Raw genomic sequence first — 16,462 nt, forward strand, 5'->3', positions numbered from 1 at the left:
AAGTACGAGCCCATTAAGCCTCTCCTATTGTTCCTCCGAAATTCATTGGGAATTTTGGAGCTTCTTCGGACTGGGTAATGGTACCAAAATGACTTTCAAATTTATCGATATTATCTTTTAGCGCCATCAAAAGCCTTTTGGCATGTTCTGGTGTAATGATAATTCTCGATTTTACTTTCGCCTTTGGTACACCTGGCATCATCTTGATAAAATCAATCACAAACTCACTGTTTGAATGTGCGATCATAGCCAAGTTCACATATTGGCCTTCCGCAATTTCTTCGGAAAGCTCAATATTGATTTGGTTCTGATTTTTTTGATTTTTATCCTCAGCCATGACTTAGTACTCTACTTCTTGTTCTTCTGATTCTGATCTATTGTAGGCGGCTTTCGCTGCTTGCAATCTCTCATAAGCTTCTTTGTTTCCAACGATAAGGTCTTCATATTCTCTCAAACCTGTACCTGCTGGAATCAAGTGACCCACGATTACGTTTTCCTTCAAGCCTTTCAAGTGGTCGGCTTTACCTCTAATTGAGGCTTCACTTAACACTTTGGTTGTCTCTTGGAATGACGCTGCAGAAATGAAACTTTCAGTTCCTAATGAAGCTTGAGTGATACCTTGAAGTTTCGGTTGTGAAACTGCTGGTTGTGCATCTCTAACTTCTACAAGCTTCATGTCTTTTCTTCTCAACGAAGAGTTTTCATCTCTTAATTGACGAGGAGTAACAATCTGACCTGGTTTTAGATTTGTAGAGTCTCCTGCATCTGAAACCACTTTCATATCAAGCATTGCATCATTCTCTTCTCTAAAGAGGAATTTATCAACCACTTGACCTGGAAGGAAGCTAGTATCACCAGCATCCATGATTTCTACCTTCTGCATCATTTGCTTCACGATTACTTCGATGTGCTTATCATTGATCTTCACACCTTGTAGTCGGTATACTTCCTGAATTTCATTTACTAAATATTCTTGAACCGCAGTTGGACCTTGAATATTCAAAATGTCATTTGGAGTAATAGCACCATCAGATAAAGAATAACCTGCTCTTACAAAGTCATTGTCTTGTACAAGAATGTGTTTAGACAATGGCACCATGTATTTCTTCTTCACACCATCTTTAGATTCGATGAAGATTTCTCGGTTACCTCTCTTAATTCCACCGTAAGTAACAACACCGTCAATTTCTGACACTACTGCTGGGTTAGATGGGTTTCTAGCTTCAAACAATTCCGTTACTCTTGGAAGACCCCCAGTAATATCTCGAGATTTACCCATTGTTCTAGGGATTTTAGCAAGTGGTTGCCCCACTTTAACTTTATCACCGGCTTCAACAGCTAAGTGAGCCCCTACTGGAATGTTATAAGCTTTAGTATCGTTTTTAGAGTTTACAATAACCGCAGGGTTTTTAGTTTTATCTCTGGTGTCAGTGATAACTTTTTCTCTGTGGCCTGTTTGCTCATCAAACTCTTCTTTAAATGTAACACCTTCTTCAATGGCATCGAATTCTACTTTACCATCGAATTCAGAAAGAATTACAGCGTTATATGGATCCCACTTACAAAGTTGTTGTCCTTTTTCAACCTTATCTCCTTCTTTAACATCAAGAGTTGCTCCGTAAGGAACGTGGTTAGAAATAAGCACTTTGTTAGTTTTGGCGTCAACGATCTGAATTTCTCCAGTACGCCCCATTACCATTTCTATTTTATTACCATCGTTGTCGGTAGTTGGAAGTGATCTAAGTTCTTCGAACTTGATAACACCATCAAACTTGGCTTTAACTGTTGCATCAACTGCAATGTTAGAAGCCGTACCCCCAACGTGGAAAGTTCTCAAAGTAAGCTGTGTTCCTGGCTCACCAATCGACTGTGCTGCAATTACACCAACAGCCTCGCCTTTTTCGACCATATTAGAGGTAGATAAGTTTCTACCGTAACATTTGGCACAAATTCCGCGCTTGGTTTCACAAGTCAACACCGATCTGATCTCTACTTCGTCAATCGCAGTTTCATCAATACGAGCTGCTATTTCTTCCGTGAACTCTTCTCCGGCTGAAATTATCAATTCCTCGGAGATTGGATCGAAAATATCGTGAACAGAAACTCTACCTAAAATTCTCTCAGATAAAGATTCAACTACATCTTCGTTATCTTTCAAAGCAGATACTGTCAAACCTCTTAAAGTTCCACAGTCTTCTTCGTTAACAACAGCATCTTGGGCAACATCTACCAAACGTCTAGTTAAGTAACCTGCATCAGCAGTTTTAAGGGCTGTATCGGCCAAACCTTTACGAGCACCGTGAGTAGAGATAAAGTACTCAAGTACATCTAGCCCTTCCTTAAAGTTAGATAGAATAGGGTTTTCAATAATGGCACCCACAGAACCCGCAAGGTTCTTTTGTGGTTTCGCCATCAAGCCTCTCATCCCACCTAGCTGACGAATTTGCTCTCTTGAACCCCTGGCTCCAGAGTGCATCATCATATAAATAGAGTTGAAACCTTGATTATCTTCTTCCATCTCGTTCATCAAGTCATTGGTCAACTTAGTGTTAACCCTTGTCCAGATGTCGATAACTTGGTTGTAACGTTCGTTATCAGTAATCAGACCCATTAGGTAGTTTTGCCATACAGCATCAACTTCCTCTTTAGCTCCTGATACCAATTCTTCTTTATGTTCTGGAATGTGAATATCATTCAATCCCATTGATAGACCACCTTTGTATGCCATTTGGAAACCTAGTTCTTTGATATCATCAAGGAACTGAGCCGTTCTAGCTACACCAGAGATGGCAAATACATTGGCAATAATTTTCTGAAGTTTCTTCTTCGTCAATAACTCATTCACGTATCCTACTTCTGCAGGTACTGCTTGGTTAAATAGAATACGACCAGCAACAGTTTCGATTACTTTATCTACTAAAGCATCTCCTTCTCTCACTTTCGTTTTCACATGAATGTAAGCATGCTTAGAAACTTTTCCTTCGTTCATTGCTATAATCACCTCTTCGGCACTATAGAAACGCATTCCTTCACCATCTACTTTGAAATCTTCAGTAGATCTTCTGCCTTTAGTTACATAATACAGACCCAGAACCATGTCTTGAGAAGGTACAGTTACCGGAGCTCCGTTAGCTGGGTTAAGAATGTTGTGTGAAGAAAGCATTAGTGTTGAGGCTTCCAATACTGCTTCGTGCCCTAGTGGTACGTGAACAGCCATTTGGTCACCATCAAAGTCAGCGTTAAATGCTGTACATACTAATGGGTGCAATTGAATTGCTTTTCCTTCAATTAATTTTGGCTGGAAAGCCTGGATACCCAACCTGTGCAATGTAGGAGCACGGTTAAGCAATACAGGGTGTCCTTTCAATACGTTTTCAAGGATATCCCAAACCACAGGGTCTTTACGGTCCACTATTTTCTTGGCAGACTTCACAGTCTTAACAATACCTCTCTCAATCAGTTTTCTGATAATGAATGGCTTGAAAAGCTCGGCAGCCATATTTTTTGGCAAACCACATTCGTGAAGCTTCAACTCTGGCCCTACTACAATTACAGAACGACCTGAGTAATCCACCCTTTTTCCTAGCAAGTTCTGACGGAAACGACCTTGCTTACCTTTAAGCATATCACTTAAAGATTTCAAAGCTCTATTACCATCTGAACGCACAGCATTTACTTTTCTCGAGTTATCGAAAAGAGAATCTACTGCTTCCTGAAGCATCCTTTTTTCGTTACGAAGGATTACCTCTGGTGCTTTAATATCAATTAATCTCTTAAGACGGTTATTTCTAATGATTACCCTTCTGTAAAGATCATTCAAATCTGAAGTTGCGAAACGACCTCCATCCAATGGCACCAATGGACGCAATTCTGGTGGAATTACAGGTACCATTTTAATGATCATCCACTCTGGACGGTTCTCGATTCTTGTTCTTGCATCACGGAAAGCTTCAACAACTTTCAACCTTTTTAAAGCTTCTGCTTTTCTTTGTTGAGAAGTATCTGTTGCTGCTTGGTGACGAAGTGCATAAGAAAGTTCGTCAAGATCAATTCTTGCCAAAAGCATCTCTAATGCATCCGCTCCCATTTTAGCGATGAATTTCTGAGGATCTTCATCATCTAACATCTGATTCTCTCTTGGAAGTTTATCTAGAATATCTAGATACTCATCTTCAGTCAAGAAATCCATGTAGGCGATTCCGTCCTCTTCTTTCATACCAGCTTGAATTACTACATATCGTTCGTAGTAAATAATCTGATCAAGTTTTTTGGTTGGAAGACCTAGAAGGTAACCAATCTTGTTAGGCAATGATTTGAAGTACCAGATATGAGCTACAGGCACTACCAATTCGATATGACCCATGCGCTCTCTTCTTACCTTTTTCTCGGTAACTTCAACACCACATCTATCGCAGATAATACCTTTATACCTGATTCTTTTATATTTCCCACAATGACATTCCCAATCCTTAACAGGTCCGAATATTCTTTCACAGAATAAACCGCCCATTTCTGGTTTGTATGTTCTATAGTTTATCGTTTCCGGTTGTGTAACCTCACCATGAGAACTCTCAAGGATTGATTCCGGAGAAGCTAAGCTGATAGTGACTTTATCAAAGTCATTGTTAAGTTTTCTATTCTTTTTAAATGCCATAGCTTTTGTATTCTAATTTATTGGCCGAAGCCTGTTTAAGAATTAGTCAAGTGTAATTTCAAGTGCCAAACCTCTTAGTTCGTGAACCAATACGTTGAATGATTCAGGAATATTTGGTTTAGGAATATTCTCACCTTTCACGATGGCTTCGTAGGCTTTCGCTCTACCAATCACGTCATCAGATTTTACGGTTAGAATTTCCTGCAACACATGAGATGCGCCAAAGGCCTCAAGAGCCCAAACCTCCATCTCACCAAAACGCTGACCACCAAACTGGGCTTTACCACCCAATGGCTGTTGAGTAATGAGAGAGTAAGGTCCGATAGAACGCGCGTGCATTTTATCGTCAACCAAGTGACCTAGTTTCAGCATGTAAGCAATACCTACTGTAACTGGTTGGTCAAATTTTACACCAGACAAACCATCATATAGATAAGCACGACCAGCATCTGGCAATCCAGCCTCAGCCAATTCAGCTTGAACTTCTTCCATAGTAGCACCGTCAAAAATTGGAGTAGCATATTTTCTACCCAACTCTAATCCAGCCCATGCCAATACAGTTTCGTATATCTGACCAATGTTCATCCTCGAAGGTACACCAAGTGGATTCAATACAATATCCATTGGAGTTCCATCCTCTAGGAATGGCATATCTTCTTCTCTAACAATTCTGGCTACAACACCCTTGTTACCGTGACGACCCGCCATTTTATCACCCACTTTAAGCTTACGCTTTTTAGCAATGTAAACTTTGGCCAATTGCACGATACCTGTTGGCAATTCATCACCTACTTCGATTGTGAAACGCTTACGTTTGAATTCACCCGCAATTTCGTTTCTCTTCAGTTGGTAATTCTTCACCATACGAACGATAATCTGATTAGTCTTATCGTCAGTAGTCCAATTATCAAGGTTCAAATCAGAAATTAGGTTAACTTCTTCCTGAACGTTGTAGTTACTTTCGTCTCTGTATATGTTTTTCTCAGGGAAGATGTTTTCTGTAATATTGGTTTTGTTGAACTTCACTCCTTTCGAAATGACCTCATCACCAAATTTATGTTTTACTCCTTGAGAAGTTTTTCCTTGTAGCAAAGAGAAGATTTTGTCAATCATTTCATTTCTCACAGCAGTCAAATCTTTGCTGTACTGAGCTTTCAATGCTTCAACCTCTTTCTTTGATTTTGCTCTAAGATCTTTATCTTTCTTAGGTCTTGAGAACAACTTAGTGTCAATCACCACACCTTGAAGCGAAGGAGATGCTTTCAAAGATGCATCTTTCACGTCACCAGCTTTATCTCCGAAGATGGCTCTTAAAAGCTTCTCTTCTGGAGTTGGATCAGTTTCACCTTTAGGGGTAATTTTACCAATCAGAATATCACCTTCTTTGATTTCAGCTCCTACTCTGATGATACCATTCTCATCAAGGTTTTTCACTGCTTCCTCACTTACATTCGGAATCTCAGAAGTTAATTCTTCTTCACCTCTTTTTGTATCTCTAACTTCAAGTTCGTATTCATCGATGTGAATTGAGGTGAACACGTCATCTCTAACTACTCTCTCTGAAATTACAATTGCATCCTCGAAGTTATATCCTTGCCAAGGCATATAGGCTACTCTCAGGTTTTTACCTAAAGCTAATTCTCCATTTTGGGTAGAATATCCCTCACAAAGTACTTGTCCCTTCACAACCTTGTCACCTTTCAATACGATTGGTGTAAGATTTATAGAAGTGTCTTGGTTGGTTCTTCTGAACTTAATCAATTTGTACGTTTTGTACTCATTGTAGAAGTTCACTAACTCATCCTCAGTACTTTGTTCGTACTTTATAATAATTTTTTCAGCATCAACATAGTGAACAACTCCAGTTCCTTCAGCTATTACTAGCATTCTAGAATCTCTCGCTGCTCTACCTTCCAAACCAGTTCCTACAATCGGAGCTTCAGGTTTTAATAAAGGCACTGCTTGACGCTGCATGTTCGATCCCATCAATGCCCTGTTTGCATCATCATGCTCAAGGAAAGGAATCAATGAAGCTGCAACAGATACAATTTGGTTAGGAGCTACATCCATGTAAGTAAGCTCATTCGGCTCTACTACAGGAAAATCTCCTTCAAATCTTGCTTTTACTCTGTCGTTTACGAAAGTACCCTTATCATCCAAAGGCGCGTTAGCCTGTGCAATGTTGTGAGTATCTTCTTCTTCAGCAGTAAGGTAAACCACATCTTCAGACATGTTTACTTTACTTTCTTTTACTTTTCTATATGGAGTCTCAATGAATCCCATGCTGTTAATCTTAGCATGAACACATAGAGATGAAATCAAACCAATGTTTGGTCCCTCTGGAGTTTCAATTGTACAAAGACGTCCGTAGTGAGTATAGTGAACATCACGAACCTCAAAACCTGCTCTTTCTCTTGAAAGACCACCTGGCCCTAAGGCTGACAATCTTCTTTTGTGAGTAATCTCTGCCAATGGATTCGTTTGATCCATAAACTGAGAAAGCTGATTCGTTCCAAAGAACGAGTTAATCACAGAAGAAAGTGTTCTTGCGTTAATAAGGTCCACAGGTTTGAAGTCCTCATTATCACGAACGTTCATTCTTTCTTTGATCGTTCTAGCCATTCTGGCCAAACCAACACCAAACTGAGCGTATAATTGCTCACCTACTGTTCTAACTCTTCTATTAGATAAGTGGTCAATATCATCCACTACAGCTTTAGAGTTAATCAACCCGATCAAGTATTTCACAATTGAAATAATATCCTGAGTTGTTAATACTCTCTTATCGAAAGAGATATCCAAGCCGAGCTTCTTATTAATTCTGTATCTACCTACTTCTCCAAGGTCATATCTCTTATCTGAGAAGAAAAGGCTTTGAATAATATCTCTTGCAGTTTGCTCATCTGGCGCCTCAGTATTTCTCAACTGACGATAGATTTGCTCTACTGCCTCTTTTTCAGAGTTAGAGTTATCTTTTGAAAGCGTATTATATATAATAGTATAATCTGCAATGTTGATATCCTCTCTATGAAGGATAATAGAATCAACACCAGACTCAAGGATCATTTCTACATCATCCTCACTCAATACAGAGTCACGCTCTAATAACACTTCGTTTCTATCGATAGATACTACTTCTCCAGTATCCTCATCTACGAAATCTTCAATCCAAGTCTTAAGAACTCTTGCTGCAAGCTTTCTGCCTACACCCTTCTTAAGCTGGGCCTTATTAGCTTTAACCTCTTCAGACAAGCCAAATAGGTCAAGAATATCTTTATCTGTACCGTAACCGATGGCTCTTAAAAGCGTGGTTACTGGGAATTTCTTTTTACGGTCAATGTAGGCGTACATTACGCTATTAACGTCTGTCGCAAATTCAATCCAAGAACCTTTAAAAGGAATAATTCTGGCAGAATATAAAGCGGTACCGTTAGTATGCTTGCTTTGCGCAAAGAACACACCAGGAGATCTATGTAACTGAGAAACAATTACTCTTTCCGCACCATTTACCACGAACGACCCCTTTACGGTCATATAAGGAATATTCCCTAAGAATACTTCTTGTTCGATGGTTTCAAAATCCTCGTGATCTGCATCATTACATGTTAGACGAAGTTTTGCTTTTAATGGGACAGAGTAGGTAAGTCCTCTATCAATACACTCTTCAACAGAGTATTTTGGAGGATCAACCAAGTAATCAATGAACTCTAATACAAAGTTATCTCGTGAATCAGAAATGGGGAAATTTTCTGAAAATACTTTGAAAAGGCCATCTTGAGTCCTTTTTTCAGCAGGAGTTTCAAGCTGAAAAAAATCTTCGAAAGACTTCACTTGTATGTCAAGAAAATCAGGGTAATCAAGAACTGATTTAATTGAAGAAAAACTTATTCTTTCTGTTTGAATTGCGTTAGCCAAGGCCGTAATATTTTAGTTTAAACCAAGAATAATTTTTGCACTTAAAGCGTACAAAGGCTTGTAGAGAAAAACCTCTTTACTGTATACAAACAGGAAAAGACCCATGATACCGATCCCGAAATTCGGGAAGGGATCAGGGCCTGTTCCTTTGCCATAGTTAGCTATGGCCAGTCAAATTACTTAAGCTCTACTTCAGCACCAGCTTCTTCAAGCTGCTTTTTAAGTGCTTCTGCTTCGTCTTTAGCTACACCTTCTTTAATTGCTTTAGGAGCGCTGTCCACGATTTCTTTAGCTTCTTTCAATCCCAAACCAGTCAATTCTTTAACTAGTTTAACAACGGCTAGCTTTGAAGCACCAGCAGCAGTCAACACTACGTCAAAAGCCGACTTTTCTTCAGCAGCACCTTCGCCATCACCACCAGCAGGACCAGCAGCAACTGCTACCGCTGCAGCAGCAGGCTCAATACCGTATTCGTTTTTAAGGATATCAGCTAATTCGTTAACTTCCTTTACAGTTAAGTTTACCAACTGCTCTGCGAAATCTTTTAAATCTGCCATTTTTGATTTTGTTTATTAAATTCTAAATCTTGATTAATTACTAATTTTCACGCTCAGATAATGTCTGAAGAATTCCTGCCAATTTGCCACCAGCACCTTTAAGGCCTGAAATAACATTTTTAGCTGGTGATTGTAACAATCCTATCACCTCTCCGATAAGTTCAGCCTTAGACTTAAGACTGCTCAACATATCTAAATTCTCCTCCCCAATGAAAAGATCGGTATCGATGGAAGCACCTTTCAACATTGGAGATTTTAAACCTGATTTTTTTCTAAATTCTTTGATCAATTTCGCAGGAGAATTCGCGTCCTCACCTGAGAACATTATTCCTGAAAAACCTTTCAAAACTTTTTCGTCAAACGGAGCATAATCAGCATCCATTTTCTCCAAAGCTTTCTGAATCAAAGTATTTTTAAACACTCTATACTCTATACCCTTTTCGAAGCATAGTCTTCTAAGTGCCGTGGTTTGTGCAACCGACATTCCGGAAGCATCAGTTATGTAGAAATTGTTGTTAACAGAAAATTTCTGAAACAATTCTTCAATTAATACGCCTTTTTCTGCTCTAGTCATGATTATATGCCCGAAATGGAGTTTTTATCAATTTTAATACCTGGACTTTGAGTCGAAGACAAGTTGATACTCTTAAAATAAGTACCTTTTGCCGATGCAGGTTTCAATCTTGAGATGGTTTGAATTACTTCAGTCGCATTTTCAATAATCTTCTCTGCTGAGAAAGACGCCTTTCCAATACTTGTATGAATAATACCAAACTTATCGACTTTGAAATCGATTTTACCTCCCTTAACTTCTTCAACTGCTTTTCCAACTTCCAAAGTAACTGTACCAGATTTTGGGTTTGGCATCAAACCTCTTGGCCCTAGAACTCGACCTAAACGACCTACTTTCGCCATAACCGTTGGCATAGTGATAATGACATCAATGTCAGTCCACCCACCCTCAATTTTAGCAATGTAATCATCTAGACCAACGTGATCTGCACCAGCATCTCTTGCTTCCTGCTCTTTGTCAGGAGAACACAATACTAATACTTTCACTTCTTTTCCAGTACCATGAGGAAGTGCCACCACTCCTCTAACCATCTGGTCTGCCTTGCGCGGATCCACTCCTAAACGAATATCGATATCAACAGAAGCATCAAATTTTGCAGTGGAAATTTCCTTTACAATTGATGATGCATCCGTCAAAGAATAATCTTTTTGTGGATCGTATTTACTTAAAGCTTCTTTTTGCTTTTTTGTCAACTTTGCCATTTCAACAAATCTTTAGTTTTCCCAAGGTGCTTTACCGGTCACTCTAATGCCCATGCTTCGTGCAGTGCCAGCTACCATTTTCATAGCAGATTCCACTGTAAAAGCATTCAAATCCGTCATCTTAACTTCCGCAATCTCTTTCACTTGAGCCCAAGTTACCGAACCGACTTTAATACGGTTTGGCTCATTAGAACCCTTTTTGAGTTTCGATGCTTCCATTAACATTACCGGTGCTGGTGGTGTTTTGATTACAAAGTCAAAAGACTTATCAGAATAAATGGTAATTAATACAGGTAGTACCTGTCCCATTTTATCCTGAGAACGTCCATTGAATTGCTTACAAAACTCCATGATGTTAAGTCCTTTCGAACCTAAAGCAGGACCAACCGGAGGGGAAGGGTTTGCTTGACCTCCCTTAACTTGCAACTTCAGATAACCAGATATTTCCTTAGCCATCTTTAATCTTGTTTTTCGACTTGCATGTAACTTAATTCAACAGGGGTATTTCGGCCGAAAATCTTAACCATAACATTAAGTTTTCTTCTCTCCTCAAAAACCTCCTCAATTGTACCTGTAAACCCACTGAAAGGCCCATCCATTACTTTAATGGACTCTCCAACTATATATGGTGTATCAATGTGTTCATCAAATTCATCGATTTCCTCAACCTTACCTAAAATACGGTCGACTTCAATCTGTCGTAACGGAACAGGAGGAGTGTTGGAAGCATCCCCCCCCTTTTGACCTAAGAACCCTATGATACCAGGAATATTTTTAATCATATGAATGACCTCACCATTAGTAAGATCTGCTTGAACCATGATATAGCCCGGAAACATGTTTTTATCACGCGAACGTTTTTTTCCGTTACGCATTTCATACACCTTTTCCGAAGGAATCAACACTTGAGGAATATGGTCTTGGAATTTCTCCCTATCCACTTCATTCTCCAAATACTCTTTAGATTTCCTTTCTTGACCAGACACGGCCCGAACCATATACCACTTCAGCTCTGCCATTCTATCAATTATCTTCCAATTGTGTAAAACCAATCCATGATATTAGTAAAGCCCAAATCAATGATCCCTATAAAGAGAGCAAAAATTAAAGACGCCACTAACACCAACACAGAACTACTCTGTAGCTCAGAATATTTAGGCCAGCTCACCTTATGTCTCATTTCGAGATAAGATTCAGCGATAAATGTTTTCAGTTTACTCATCGGCTTTACATTACTTATTTGCACGGGTGGTAAGAATCGAACTCACGACCTTTGGTTTTGGAGACCACTGCTCTACCAGCTGAGCTACACCCGTGTATACTCATTAAGTCTTTTCTTTATTAATCTCTCATTTTCAACCTAAAACCAGCTCTAAAAAAGAGAATTAACATTTCAATCTTCACTATATAGCCCCAAAACGGGCTGCAAATGTAGGTAAAAATACTATATGAAACAAACGCGTTTCCGACAAATCGAAAACGCGTTTGAAATATCTAATAAGCTTAGAAAGTTTTAGTCAAGAATTTCAGTTACCTGACCGGCACCTACTGTTCTACCACCTTCTCTGATCGCAAATCTCAAACCTTTCTCAAGCGCTACTGCATTGATCAAGTTTACTTCGATAGTTACGTTATCACCTGGCATTACCATTTCGATATCAGCAGGAAGCATAATTTCACCAGTTACGTCAGTAGTTCTTAAATAGAACTGAGGACGGTATTTGTTAAAGAATGGAGTGTGACGTCCACCTTCTTCTTTCGAAAGAACGTATACTTCAGCTTTAAAGTGAGAGTGAGGCTTAACAGAACCTGGCTTACAGATAATCATACCTCTCTTAATTTGAGATTTTTCAATACCTCTCAAAAGAAGACCAACGTTATCACCAGCTTCACCTCTGTCCAAAATCTTACGGAACATTTCTACCCCAGTAATTGTAGACTTAAGGCCTTCAGCTCCCATACCAATGATATCAACAGGATCACCAGTGTTAGTAACACCTCTTTCAATTCTACCAGTTGCAACAGTACCACGACCAGTGATCGAGAATACGTCTTCAACAGGCATTAAGAATTCCTTATCAACTGCACGCTCAGGAAGTGGAATAAAATCATCCACTGCTGCCATTAACTCATTGATTTTCTCAACCCACTTAGGCTCACCATTCAAACCACCCAAAGCAGAACCTTGAATTACAGGAATGTCATCACCTGGGTAATCGTAGAAAGAAAGAAGTTCTCTAATCTCCATTTCTACTAGCTCAAGTAGTTCCTCATCGTCAACCAAGTCAACTTTGTTCATGAACACCACTAGAGAAGGCACACCTACCTGACGAGCCAAAAGAATATGCTCTCTTGTCTGTGGCATTGGACCATCAGTCGCAGCTACAACAAGAATTGCACCGTCCATTTGAGCAGCACCAGTTACCATGTTCTTCACATAATCCGCGTGACCTGGACAGTCAACGTGTGCATAGTGTCTGTTCTCAGTTTGATACTCAACGTGAGAAGTGTTAATTGTAATACCTCTTTCTTTCTCTTCAGGAGCATTATCAATTGAAGAGAAGTCTCTGTTTTCAGCAAGACCCGAGTCTGCCAAAACTTTAGTAATAGCAGCAGTTAATGTGGTCTTACCGTGGTCAACGTGACCGATAGTACCAATATTAACGTGCGGCTTAGAACGGTCAAAGTTTGCTTTAGCCATAACTTGAAAATTAGTTAATATTTAAATTCAATTATTTAATTTAATCTTAGACATCTGATTTTTTCAGCGTCTTGAGCCAATGACGAGATTTGAACTCGTGACCCCTTCCTTACCAAGGAAGTACTCTACCCCTGAGCTACATCGGCTTTACTAAGTTTAACGTTCGAAGTTTTTCAGTTCGACAAACATTAAACTTCGCACTTTATAACTCAAAGTTTTGAGCGGGTGACCAGGTTCGAACCGGCGACCTACAGCTTGGAAGGCTGTCGCTCTACCAACTGAGCTACACCCGCTTTTAAAAAAATCAACAATCAAACTCCAAATAACAAACTTGCCGTTTGGAGTTCTAAATTGATAATTTTTATTTAAATGTGGGGGGAGAAGGATTCGAACCTTCGAAGACATAAGTCAACGGATTTACAGTCCGTCCCAGTTGGCCGCTTTGGTATCCCCCCAACTAGTTTTCCTACCGACTAAATGCTTGTTTTAACCATGCTTTTAGCGAAAGGGAATGCAAAATTAGACCCTTTTTTATATTATTCAAACATATCCCAAAAAAAGATCAAGAGTTTTTATTGAAGTTTGAAAACAACGCTTCAACAGCTCATTTTGACGGTTATCATCAATATTTTTTCTTGACAATGATTTTCAAGTACGCCTCTATTACCTATCCCTAATCAAAATACTTCTCTATATTTGCAGGGTTTAAAACAAAAAACTCAATGGGGCTTGAATATTATAGCATCCAGAATTGAGCCCTACTCATAATTTAGCCTGATGTACAAAGTAAGTCTTAAGAAAAACATCGAAGCAGAAGTCAAATTCAAAGACAGTAATATACTTCTAAATGGTTCTGATTTTGATTGGAACATCTCAAAAACTTCAAAGGACAAATTTCAGATCACAAAAGACGGGAAAAAATTAAATGCCGAGGTTATTGGCTATGAGAGAGAAAACAAGGTAGTTGAAATAAAAATCAACAATCAGATTTATAATGTATCTGTTAAAGATAAAATGGATCAGCTTCTTCAAAAAATGGGAATTACCAATTTAAGTAGTTCGACTATAAAGGATGTTAAAGCACCTATGCCTGGGCTAATACATGATATTTTGGTTGAAGTTGGGCAAGAGGTAAAAAAAGGAGACCAACTCATGATTTTAGAAGCCATGAAAATGGAAAACGTTTTGAAATCTCCTGGCGCTGGGACTATTGCCTCAATTGAAATTAGTAAAGGCGACAGCGTAGAAAAAAATCAAATTCTGATAAAATTTTAACATAACCACACGGATGAAGTATAAAAGAATTCTTCTAAAGCTTAGCGGAGAAGCCTTAATGGGTAACCAACAATATGGAATTGACCCTGTGCGAATAAATCAATACGCTGAAGAAATTAAGAAAGTGCACGCAAGTGGCGTTGAAGTAGCGATTGTAATTGGAGGAGGCAATATATATAGAGGAGTTCAAGCCGAAGCTTCAGGCATAGACAGGGTTCAGGGTGACTACATGGGAATGCTGGCCACCGTCATTAATGCGATGGCAATTCAAAGCACTCTTGAGAACCATGGCTTGTATACAAGATTGATGTCTGGGATAAAAATGGAAGCGGTTTGCGAACCTTTCATTAGAAGAAGAGCTGTTCGGCATTTAGAAAAAGGAAGAATTGTTATTTTTGGTGCTGGGATAGGAAACCCTTATTTCACTACTGACTCTACAGCAAGTTTAAGAGCTATTGAAATTGAGGCGGATGTTGTTTTAAAAGGAACTCGGGTTGATGGTGTATATACCGCAGACCCAGAAAAAGATTCTTCTGCAACTAAAATACCTAACCTATCTTTTGAACAAGCGATTAGAGAGGGATACAACATTATGGACATGACCGCTTTCACGCTTTGTCAGGAAAATAACGTGCCGATTATTGTTTTTGATATGAACGCTAGTGGTAACCTCTTAGACATAATGGAAGGAAAAGAAAATATCGGAACATTGATAAGCTAATTTACAATCATGGAAGAACTGGAATTATACTTGGATACCGCCAAGGAGATGATGGAGAAAGCCATCTCCCACACAAAACAAGAACTAGCAAAGATTAGGGCAGGCAAGGCGATGCCAAGCATGCTTGACGTGATTAAGGTTGATTATTACGGATCGCTTACCCCCCTAAATCAAGTAGCTTCTGTAACTAGCCCAGATGCGAGAACGCTTTTTGTAAAGCCTTGGGAGAAATCTATGACTACGGCTATTGAAAAGGCAATCATGAATAGTGATTTAGGTTTAAACCCTCAGAATGACGGTGAACAGATCATTATTAATATTCCGCAGCTTACAGAAGAAAGAAGACGCGATTTAGTAAAACAATCTAAAGCCGTTACTGAAGATGGTAAAATCAGTATTCGAAGCGCCAGAAAGGAAACCAATGATGAGCTTAAAAAACTTCAAAAAGATGGTTTGGCGGAGGACTTAGTAAAAACTGCTGAAGACAAAGTTCAAGACCTTACGAATACATACAATAAGAAGCTTGACGATTTACTGGCTCATAAAGAGCAAGAAATCATGACCGTTTAATAGTCCTGAGAAATTAGAAATACACTGAAAGGCAACCGAAAGGCTGCCTTTTTTATTATTTAGGAGTTAAATACATGGGTTTTCAAAAACCCTTCAGAGGAATAAACTGGAATTTCAGCAAAGTGATAGTCCGATAAATTTTCTGTAATTAAACAATTACACCCGGCCTCCACAGCAGCATAATACTGAAAACCATCTTCTATATCGTTAATCTTCGCATTGTTTAAGGCATTCCTCACTGCATTTTCATCAATTTGCGCGATTGATAGATGACAGCATAACAATTGGATTTTACGCTTAGCTTCAACTTCTCCGCATTTTTTAGAGGCAAAATAAAATCCAATAGCCAAACAAAGGGAAGAAGTAAAAAGCTCAAATCCATTTCGCTCGGCCAATGAAAGAACACGAGCAGAATAGGTAAATAGTGGATATTCCTTATTGAGTACCGAAACCAATACGTTCGCGTCAACAAATGCCTTTACCATTACTTACGCTCGTAATAGTCAGACTTAGATATTTTTTTAGGCTTAGTATGATACTCGGCTTGCCCCTCAGCTACTGCATTAACCCAATCGGAAATCGGTAAGCTTTCCATGGATTGATAATCTTTAGAAATGAGCTGACGATATAAAAATTCAGTAAGTCTAGATAGACTAATATTGTTCTTCTCAGCAAAAGCTTTTGCCGACTTAATCACCTCTTGATCAAAACTTAAAGTCACCTTGGCATCCATAACAATCTATTTATACGACAAACTTATTTTTTCTTTACGTATAAAACAAATTTTAGTTGGT

15 protein-coding genes and 4 tRNA genes are annotated in these 16,462 nt (G+C 38.9%); 3 read left to right on the forward strand and 16 right to left on the reverse strand.

Features of this window, described 5'->3' with window-relative positions; genetic code table 11:
• Window positions 1-13: 13 nt before the first annotated feature.
• The 14 genes from MB14_RS06025 to MB14_RS06085 all read right to left on the reverse strand — a co-directional run bounded on the left by MB14_RS06025 (window position 14) and on the right by MB14_RS06085 (window position 13,557).
• Window positions 14-337, reverse strand: a complete 324-nt coding sequence (locus MB14_RS06025) for a DUF3467 domain-containing protein (protein ID WP_062590481.1) — start codon at window positions 335-337, stop codon at window positions 14-16.
• Window positions 338-340: 3 nt separating this feature from the next.
• The gene (gene rpoC, locus MB14_RS06030; protein WP_062590483.1) at window positions 341-4,654 is read right to left on the reverse strand and encodes a DNA-directed RNA polymerase subunit beta'; all 4,314 of its coding nucleotides are present in this window, start codon (window positions 4,652-4,654) and stop codon (window positions 341-343) included.
• A gap of 42 nt (window positions 4,655-4,696) precedes the next feature.
• A complete protein-coding gene (gene rpoB / locus MB14_RS06035; RefSeq protein WP_062590484.1) occupies window positions 4,697-8,569 on the reverse strand; it encodes a DNA-directed RNA polymerase subunit beta in 3,873 nt (1,290 codons plus the stop codon).
• 176 nt (window positions 8,570-8,745) lie between these two features.
• Window positions 8,746-9,126 carry a 50S ribosomal protein L7/L12 gene (gene rplL, locus MB14_RS06040; RefSeq protein WP_053222941.1) on the reverse strand — a complete coding sequence of 127 codons (381 nt, stop codon included), beginning with the start codon at window positions 9,124-9,126 and terminating at the stop codon, window positions 8,746-8,748.
• Between the two features lie 40 nt (window positions 9,127-9,166).
• Window positions 9,167-9,700, reverse strand: coding sequence for a 50S ribosomal protein L10 (gene rplJ, locus MB14_RS06045; protein ID WP_053222942.1), 534 nt, complete (start codon window positions 9,698-9,700; stop codon window positions 9,167-9,169).
• A gap of 2 nt (window positions 9,701-9,702) precedes the next feature.
• On the reverse strand, window positions 9,703-10,401 hold the full coding sequence (gene rplA, locus MB14_RS06050) for a 50S ribosomal protein L1 (RefSeq protein WP_062590486.1): 699 nt from the start codon (window positions 10,399-10,401) through the stop codon (window positions 9,703-9,705).
• A gap of 12 nt (window positions 10,402-10,413) precedes the next feature.
• Window positions 10,414-10,857, reverse strand: coding sequence for a 50S ribosomal protein L11 (gene rplK, locus MB14_RS06055; protein ID WP_062590488.1), 444 nt, complete (start codon window positions 10,855-10,857; stop codon window positions 10,414-10,416).
• 2 nt (window positions 10,858-10,859) lie between these two features.
• Window positions 10,860-11,420, reverse strand: coding sequence for a transcription termination/antitermination protein NusG (nusG, locus tag MB14_RS06060; protein ID WP_062590489.1), 561 nt, complete (start codon window positions 11,418-11,420; stop codon window positions 10,860-10,862).
• Window positions 11,421-11,428: 8 nt separating this feature from the next.
• A complete protein-coding gene (secE, locus tag MB14_RS18815; protein ID WP_084375975.1) occupies window positions 11,429-11,623 on the reverse strand; it encodes a preprotein translocase subunit SecE in 195 nt (64 codons plus the stop codon).
• A gap of 21 nt (window positions 11,624-11,644) precedes the next feature.
• Window positions 11,645-11,717 (reverse strand) — tRNA-Trp (locus MB14_RS06065).
• A 197-nt stretch (window positions 11,718-11,914) separates the two neighbouring features.
• Window positions 11,915-13,102 (reverse strand): elongation factor Tu, encoded by a 1,188-nt coding sequence (gene tuf / locus MB14_RS06070; protein WP_062590491.1) that lies wholly within the window; start codon window positions 13,100-13,102, stop codon window positions 11,915-11,917.
• A gap of 74 nt (window positions 13,103-13,176) precedes the next feature.
• Window positions 13,177-13,248: transfer RNA gene (locus tag MB14_RS06075), tRNA-Thr, on the reverse strand.
• 74 nt (window positions 13,249-13,322) lie between these two features.
• A tRNA-Gly gene (locus MB14_RS06080) sits at window positions 13,323-13,395 on the reverse strand.
• Between the two features lie 79 nt (window positions 13,396-13,474).
• Window positions 13,475-13,557: transfer RNA gene (locus MB14_RS06085), tRNA-Tyr, on the reverse strand.
• 322 nt (window positions 13,558-13,879) lie between these two features.
• Here MB14_RS06085 and MB14_RS06090 point away from each other — a divergent pair.
• From MB14_RS06090 to frr, 3 genes are read left to right on the forward strand one after another with little or no spacing between them, the layout of a single operon-like run.
• Window positions 13,880-14,377 carry an acyl-CoA carboxylase biotin carboxyl carrier protein subunit gene (locus MB14_RS06090; RefSeq protein WP_062590492.1) on the forward strand — a complete coding sequence of 166 codons (498 nt, stop codon included), beginning with the start codon at window positions 13,880-13,882 and terminating at the stop codon, window positions 14,375-14,377.
• Between the two features lie 13 nt (window positions 14,378-14,390).
• Window positions 14,391-15,098, forward strand: a complete 708-nt coding sequence (gene pyrH / locus MB14_RS06095) for a UMP kinase (protein WP_062590495.1) — start codon at window positions 14,391-14,393, stop codon at window positions 15,096-15,098.
• Window positions 15,099-15,107: 9 nt separating this feature from the next.
• Window positions 15,108-15,668 (forward strand): ribosome recycling factor, encoded by a 561-nt coding sequence (gene frr, locus MB14_RS06100; protein WP_062300517.1) that lies wholly within the window; start codon window positions 15,108-15,110, stop codon window positions 15,666-15,668.
• A 59-nt stretch (window positions 15,669-15,727) separates the two neighbouring features.
• On the opposite strand, the gene MB14_RS06105 is transcribed toward frr, so the two are convergent.
• The gene (locus MB14_RS06105) at window positions 15,728-16,153 is read right to left on the reverse strand and encodes a type II toxin-antitoxin system VapC family toxin (protein WP_062590497.1); all 426 of its coding nucleotides are present in this window, start codon (window positions 16,151-16,153) and stop codon (window positions 15,728-15,730) included.
• Window positions 16,153-16,401 (reverse strand): DUF6364 family protein, encoded by a 249-nt coding sequence (locus tag MB14_RS06110; RefSeq protein ID WP_062590498.1) that lies wholly within the window; start codon window positions 16,399-16,401, stop codon window positions 16,153-16,155. Before MB14_RS06110 ends, MB14_RS06105 begins: the two co-directional genes overlap by 1 nt.
• Between the last annotated feature and the right edge of the window lie 61 nt (window positions 16,402-16,462).

It is taken from the genome of Roseivirga ehrenbergii (assembly GCF_001593005.1).
In the GTDB taxonomy this organism is placed as follows: Bacteria; Bacteroidota; Bacteroidia; order Cytophagales; family Cyclobacteriaceae; genus Roseivirga; species Roseivirga ehrenbergii.

What these genes read in the sequence shown, in the direction of transcription:
- MB14_RS06025 (WP_062590481.1), bottom strand. Translation starts at nt 337, where the DNA reads ATGGCTGAGGATAAAAATCAAAAAAATCAGAACCAAATCAATATTGAG.
- rpoC (WP_062590483.1), bottom strand. Translation starts at nt 4,654, where the DNA reads ATGGCATTTAAAAAGAATAGAAAACTTAACAATGACTTTGATAAAGTC.
- rplL (WP_053222941.1), bottom strand. Translation starts at nt 9,126, where the DNA reads ATGGCAGATTTAAAAGATTTCGCAGAGCAGTTGGTAAACTTAACTGTA.
- rplJ (WP_053222942.1), bottom strand. Translation starts at nt 9,700, where the DNA reads ATGACTAGAGCAGAAAAAGGCGTATTAATTGAAGAATTGTTTCAGAAA.
- rplA (WP_062590486.1), bottom strand. Translation starts at nt 10,401, where the DNA reads ATGGCAAAGTTGACAAAAAAGCAAAAAGAAGCTTTAAGTAAATACGAT.
- rplK (WP_062590488.1), bottom strand. Translation starts at nt 10,857, where the DNA reads ATGGCTAAGGAAATATCTGGTTATCTGAAGTTGCAAGTTAAGGGAGGT.
- nusG (WP_062590489.1), bottom strand. Translation starts at nt 11,420, where the DNA reads ATGGCAGAGCTGAAGTGGTATATGGTTCGGGCCGTGTCTGGTCAAGAA.
- secE (WP_084375975.1), bottom strand. Translation starts at nt 11,623, where the DNA reads ATGAGTAAACTGAAAACATTTATCGCTGAATCTTATCTCGAAATGAGA.
- tuf (WP_062590491.1), bottom strand. Translation starts at nt 13,102, where the DNA reads ATGGCTAAAGCAAACTTTGACCGTTCTAAGCCGCACGTTAATATTGGT.
- MB14_RS06090 (WP_062590492.1), top strand. Translation starts at nt 13,880, where the DNA reads ATGTACAAAGTAAGTCTTAAGAAAAACATCGAAGCAGAAGTCAAATTC.
- pyrH (WP_062590495.1), top strand. Translation starts at nt 14,391, where the DNA reads ATGAAGTATAAAAGAATTCTTCTAAAGCTTAGCGGAGAAGCCTTAATG.
- frr (WP_062300517.1), top strand. Translation starts at nt 15,108, where the DNA reads ATGGAAGAACTGGAATTATACTTGGATACCGCCAAGGAGATGATGGAG.
- MB14_RS06105 (WP_062590497.1), bottom strand. Translation starts at nt 16,153, where the DNA reads ATGGTAAAGGCATTTGTTGACGCGAACGTATTGGTTTCGGTACTCAAT.
- MB14_RS06110 (WP_062590498.1), bottom strand. Translation starts at nt 16,401, where the DNA reads ATGGATGCCAAGGTGACTTTAAGTTTTGATCAAGAGGTGATTAAGTCG.